The organism is Pseudomonas sp. GP01-A4 (assembly GCF_058780865.1).
Genome location: NZ_JBYSWF010000139.1, coordinates 1 through 4,929 on the forward strand (window position 1 = coordinate 1; position 4,929 = coordinate 4,929).

The 4,929-nt window shown below is 59.9% G+C and carries 4 protein-coding genes; all 4 read left to right on the forward strand.

Features of this window, described 5'->3' with window-relative positions; genetic code table 11:
* The first annotated feature begins 319 nt into the window (after positions 1-319).
* The 4 genes from AC3WKX_RS34085 (at position 320) to AC3WKX_RS34100 (ending at position 4,418) form a co-directional block, all read left to right on the forward strand.
* On the forward strand, positions 320-1,480 hold the full coding sequence (locus tag AC3WKX_RS34085; RefSeq protein WP_008430158.1) for an ABC transporter substrate-binding protein: 1,161 nt from the start codon (positions 320-322) through the stop codon (positions 1,478-1,480).
* Between the two features lie 109 nt (positions 1,481-1,589).
* On the forward strand, positions 1,590-2,525 hold the full coding sequence (locus tag AC3WKX_RS34090) for an ABC transporter permease (RefSeq protein ID WP_008430156.1): 936 nt from the start codon (positions 1,590-1,592) through the stop codon (positions 2,523-2,525).
* A gap of 28 nt (positions 2,526-2,553) precedes the next feature.
* On the forward strand, positions 2,554-3,345 hold the full coding sequence (locus AC3WKX_RS34095; protein ID WP_008430153.1) for an ABC transporter permease: 792 nt from the start codon (positions 2,554-2,556) through the stop codon (positions 3,343-3,345).
* A 5-nt stretch (positions 3,346-3,350) separates the two neighbouring features.
* The gene (locus AC3WKX_RS34100; protein ID WP_008430152.1) at positions 3,351-4,418 is read left to right on the forward strand and encodes an ABC transporter ATP-binding protein; all 1,068 of its coding nucleotides are present in this window, start codon (positions 3,351-3,353) and stop codon (positions 4,416-4,418) included.
* Positions 4,419-4,929: the final 511 nt, after the last annotated feature.

Here is a 4,929-nt window from a genome sequence, read left to right on the forward strand (position 1 = left end):
CTGCGAAATTGAGCCCCCCGCCTCCCCGCTCAATACTCAACCCATGAAAACAACAAGCCGAGCCTATCAAGCGCTGGGCGCACCGCTTCAGGCCCGCAACACCCTGCAGCCCGGAATAAGCGTGCGTCGCCCCGCCAAGGAAGAGTCAATCGGAACAGTGGAGGCCTTACCACCCTCCCCAGCAGCATGGAATCAATGCTGGCCATAACACTGCCGATCCAACTGACTGCATACAAAAGGACGCACCTGGCATCGACACCAGGCCCATGCCTTGCAAGTCGCTCAACATTTGCACCCACCACCCAGGCAGGAACTCGAAATGAAAAAAGAAATAGAGACGGGTTATGGTTTGACCGGCATTGACTTCAATTCCCTCAGCTTGAAACGACGCTCGTTCCTGCTGGGCGCTGCCGCCTCTGCCGCAGGCTTGTACCTCGGCTCGTTCGTGCCCAGCGCATTTGCCGCCACCACCGGGCACCTGGAAATCCTCGGCTGGGAAGGCGAAACCGGCGACGCCGAACTTGCCGACTGGCGCAAGCAACGCAACGTTACCGTGCGCTCCAGTTATGCCAGCAACCAGGACGACATCACCGCCCGGCTGGCCGGCTCCGATCCAGTGCAGCTCGACCTGACCATGTACGCCTTGGGCTACGAAAAGATCTATCAGGAAATGGGCCTGCTCAAGGCCATCGACACCACGAAGATCCCCAACTATTCCGCCGACAATACCCTCGCGCTGTTCTACAAGGGCAGCCGTTGGTACTGGGACGGCAAGCAATGGGGCATCCCGTTGCTGTGGGGGATGAACACCATCATCTACAACCCCAAGAACGTCAAAAAGCCCACCCAATACACCGACCTGCTGGACCCCAAGCTCAAGGGCAAGTTGACCTTTGTCGATGACGGCACCTCGAACTGGTCGCTGATCGCAACTATCGCCGGCTACGGCGACAAGTACCCCAACCTGACCCGCGCCGAATTCAACGACGCCTTTGAAAAACTCAAGCCGTACCGTGATCAATGCCGCGTGTTCGCGGCTTCGTCGGGTGACGCGGTATCGCTGCTGGTATCGGGTGAAGTGGACGCGGTGTTCTCGGCCTCCGCCAACACCCCGAGCGAAACCATCAAGCGTGGCGTGACCACTGCCCTGTCGGTGCCCAGCGAAGGCGCAGCGCTGTGGTGCGATGCGTTGTTCATCCCGAAAACCGCCAAGGATATTCCCCTGGCCCTGGAGTTCATCAACAAGACCCTGGAGCCCGATACCCAGGCCAAGATGGCAACCACGATGTTCTCCGGCGTGGTCAACCCCAAGGCCGTGCCGCTGCTGCCGGAGGACCTGAGAAACACCTTTGACTACGCGAACCTCGACAGCTTCTTCGAGAAATCCAAACTCTATGGCCAACCGCCCCTGAGCTCCGAAAAGTATGTGACCTATGCGGAATGGATCGATCAGTGGGCGAACTTCAAAGGCTCGTTCTAGAGCGCTTGGCACGCCGGCGCTGGCAACCGTGGGGTGGGTGTTCATCAACACGCGCCCCACGGGTCAACGCGCCCTGACTCTCGAATAAAAACGCAAAGGCAACCTCATCATGACCGTAGTCAACAACACCGAGTCCATGCCCCTGGACGACGGCGATTCAAGGGTCGGTAAACACGTGAAGATGGATAAGAGAACCCTCAGCGGATATTGGCTGGCGTCGCCGCCGTTGCTGTTTCTGGTGGTGTTCTTTCTGGTTCCGTCGGCACTGTTGCTGATTGCCAGTTTCTGGACCGCCAAGACCTTCAGCATGGAGCCCGCCGCCACCCTGGCCAACTATGCCAAGGCCCTGAGCGCCAGCGGGTTTTATGACTCGCTGTGGATCGCCCTGCAAAACGGCTTCTGGACCGCCCTGCTCTCCACCGTGATCAGTGCGCCGGTGGCCTATTACATCGTGTACCGCACACGCTCCAACGCCGTGTTGTACCTGGCGTTGGTGTCGTGGTTTTCCAGTTACCTGGTACGGGTCTACGCATGGCGCTCGATCCTGGGCACCAACGGCGTGATCAACTCCACCCTGCTGCACTTCGGCCTGATCGACCAGCCGCTGGAGTGGCTGGTGTTCAGCAAGTTCGCCGTGGTGCTGACCCTGGTGCACATCATGCTGCCTTTCACTCTGTTGCTGCTGGTGTCGGGCCTGCGGGACATCAAGAAGGACTACCTGGAGGCCGCTGCCGACCTGGGCGCCGGCGGTGTCACCATTCTGTGGCGGGTGATCATGCCGATGGCCCACAAGAGCATCGTCAGCTCCTTCATGTTCACCTTCGTGCTGGCCGCCAGCGACTACGTCACCCCGCAACTGCTGGGCGGCCGGGATGCGATGACCACCGGGCTGGTGATCGCCAACCAGTTCCGCTCGGTAGGTAACTGGCCACTCGGTGCGGCGATGGCTTATCTGCTGTTGATCGTGTTCATGCTGGTGTACGCGTTGCTGCTGGGGGTGTTGCGCGCAGCCAACCTGGCACCCGGCAAGCGTTACCACGACTGACTGCCGCTCATAAAAAAGGTAACTCGCCATGATCCGGTTATTCACTTACGTCTACATGTTGTTCCTCTACGCGCCCATCGCGATTATCGCGCTGTTCAGCTTTCACTCGTCCGCCTCGCTGTCGTTCCCGTTCGAGGGTTTTTCCACGCGCTGGTACGAGGCGCTGTTCAGCAGTTCGGACTTCATGACAGCCCTGACCAACAGTGCGATCGTCGCCGCCGGTTCGGCGATTCTCACCACGCTGCTGGGCACGTTCTCGGCCCTGGCGCTGATGCGCATGAAAGGCCGGGTAAAAGCGGTGTTCGCGTTCATGAACTTTGCCCCCATCGCCTTGCCCGGTTTGTTTTTGGGGATTGCACTGGTGATTTTCTTCTCACTGGTCGGCCTGCCCCGTTCGCTGCTGACGGTGATCATCGGCCACACCCTGTTCACCTTTCCGTTCTTCGTGGAGTCGGTGCGCTCACGGCTGGAGTATTTCGACCTGTCGTTCGAGGAGGCCGCCCGCGACCTCGGCGCCTCGCCCCTCAAAGCGTTCTGGCTGGTGACGCTGCCGATCATCGGGCCAACCATCGCCGGCGCCGCGATCCTCGCGGTGGCGCTGTCGATGGATGAATTCCTGATCACCGTGTTCGTCACCGGCAGCGACACCACGCTGCCCCTCATGATTCTTTCGATGATGCGCCGCGCCGTCAGCCCCACCATCAATGCCGCCTCGGTATTCATGCTGGTGGTGACCATTGCCATCATCGCCATTGCCGGCCTGGTCATGACCTTGCGTCGTCGCCGCCTCGAACTTGAACGTGCTGAAACTGCAGAGTAATCACCATGACCAACAGTATTGAACTGACCGGGATTTCCAAGAGCTACGGCAACCTCACTGCCCTGGGCAAAGTCGACCTCACGGTAAAACGCAACGAGATCCTGACCCTGCTCGGCCCCAGTGGCTGCGGCAAGACCACCCTGATGCGGATCATTGCCGGCTTCGAAGAGCCCACCACCGGCAAAGTGGTGATCGACGGCAAGGACTCCACCGCCCTGGCGCCTGAACACCGCCCGGTGAATATGGTGTTCCAGAAGTACGCGCTGTTCCCGCACCTGGACGTGTTCGACAACGTGGCCTTCGGGTTGCGTTTGAAGAAGAAGCCCAAGGATGAGATCAAGCGTGAAGTGAACAAGGCGCTGGAACTGGTGCAACTGGAAAGCTTCAAGAGCCGTTGGATCTCCGAGCTCAGTGGCGGGCAGGCGCAACGTGTGGCCCTGGCCCGCGCGCTGGTGAATCGCCCGGCGGTGTTGCTGCTGGACGAGCCGCTGGCGGCCCTGGACCTGAAGATTCGCCATCACATGCTTAACGAGATCAAGCGCATCCACGAAGAGACTTCCACCACGTTTGTGTATGTGACTCACGACCAGGACGAAGCGATGATCTTGTCGGACCGTGTGGTATTGCTGAACAAGGGTGGCATCGAGCAGATCGGCGGGCCGCAGGAGATGTATTGGTCGCCGCGCACGTTGTTTGCCGCCAGGTTTTTCGGCGATACCAATATCGTCAACGGCACGTATGGGCTGGGTGGCGTGGTCGAGTTGCCGTTTGGGCGTTATGCCCATACGGCTAAAAGCGGCGTGGGTGCAGGGCCGGTGAATGTGTCGATCCGGCCTGAAACCATCGGCCTTGAGCCGGCTCTGGGCGCCGCACTGGCCGACGGTGCGTTTGCCGGGAAGGTCAAGGACACTTCGTTTATCGGTAATCGGGTGATCTACCGCGTGGAGGTGGCCGGTGGCACGCTTGATCTCAAATGCCAGCAACTGCCGACTCCCGGCAGCCACGCACTGCCGCCGGGTACGAATGTGGCGTTGACCTGCAAACCGGAAAGCTTTGTGGTGATTCCGGTCTGAAGGGGTTGAACATGGGGCCTGGCTGAAGCAGCCGAGGTTCATTTTTACGCTGGATCATGCGCTCTTTCACGGGAGGCTGGTCTGGCGTTTTTTTTGCCCGGGGGGAAGAGAGTAATGGTCGGTTTTATTGAGCGGGAAGTGGGCCCTCCGGTAAGTCTAGATTTACCGGGGGCCCGTGCCGGGCTGACCATCTCATTAGGGCTCTGCCCCGCCTGTCGGCGCCTCGCTAGGGCTCGGCGTTCCCTCACTCCGGCACCGCGAAGCGGGCCGGGCGCGGCTAAACCGGCGTCCTGCCGGTTTAGCCGCTGCGCAATACCTGCGTTCGGCCTCGGGCTTATTGGGGCAGTCAGATCAAGATGAAGATCAAAAGCACGGCGGCCTGAGAGCCGACCTGAGTGTTAAAAGCAAAGGCAAGATCCAGAGCGAAAGCAGAGCTGCTTTTTTGTAGGAGCTGGCTTGCCGGCGATGCAGACACCTCGGTCTTCCAGACACACCGAGGTGATGCTATCGC

Bases quoted from the DNA above. Each gene is read 5' to 3' on its own strand.
- AC3WKX_RS34100 (WP_008430152.1), top strand. From the start codon at position 3,351: ATGACCAACAGTATTGAACTGACCGGGATTTCCAAGAGCTACGGCAAC.
- AC3WKX_RS34090 (WP_008430156.1), top strand. From the start codon at position 1,590: ATGACCGTAGTCAACAACACCGAGTCCATGCCCCTGGACGACGGCGAT.
- AC3WKX_RS34085 (WP_008430158.1), top strand. From the start codon at position 320: ATGAAAAAAGAAATAGAGACGGGTTATGGTTTGACCGGCATTGACTTC.
- AC3WKX_RS34095 (WP_008430153.1), top strand. From the start codon at position 2,554: ATGATCCGGTTATTCACTTACGTCTACATGTTGTTCCTCTACGCGCCC.